This window comes from Massilia sp. CT11-108 (assembly GCF_047302915.1).
In the GTDB taxonomy this organism is placed as follows: domain Bacteria; phylum Pseudomonadota; class Gammaproteobacteria; order Burkholderiales; family Burkholderiaceae_D; genus Telluria; species Telluria orientalis.
Genome location: NZ_JBKYMO010001424.1, coordinates 1 through 305, shown reverse-complemented (window position 1 = coordinate 305; position 305 = coordinate 1). Strand labels below are relative to the sequence as shown.

Sequence of the window (305 nt, the reverse complement as noted above, 5' to 3'; positions counted from 1 at the left end):
CGCGGCACAGGTACGCGGCGAAGGTGGCGCAGATCGTGATGAACAGGACGCTGAACATGGCGTCGACGATGTCGGTGGCGGAGATGCGGTTGCGCAGGGCCGCGCGGCAGGCCCAGGCGCCCAGCGCGCAGCAGAGCAGCGCCAGTGGCCAGGTCAGCCGGGCATCGTAGTGGACCATGCCGGCGAGCGGCAGCGCGAAATACACCTGGCCGTGCGGGGGAGAAACCAGCGCCAGGTTGGCGTTGCCGAGGCGGCGCAGCAGCGCGAGCATCGTCTCGCCCTCGTGCTGCAGGCTCGCGCTGGAC

The 305-nt window shown here is 70.8% G+C and carries 1 pseudogene; it reads right to left on the bottom strand.

The window, feature by feature from the left end:
- Positions 1 to 305 (bottom strand): annotated as a pseudogene (locus ACEN88_RS35110) (hypothetical protein); the annotation flags it as partial.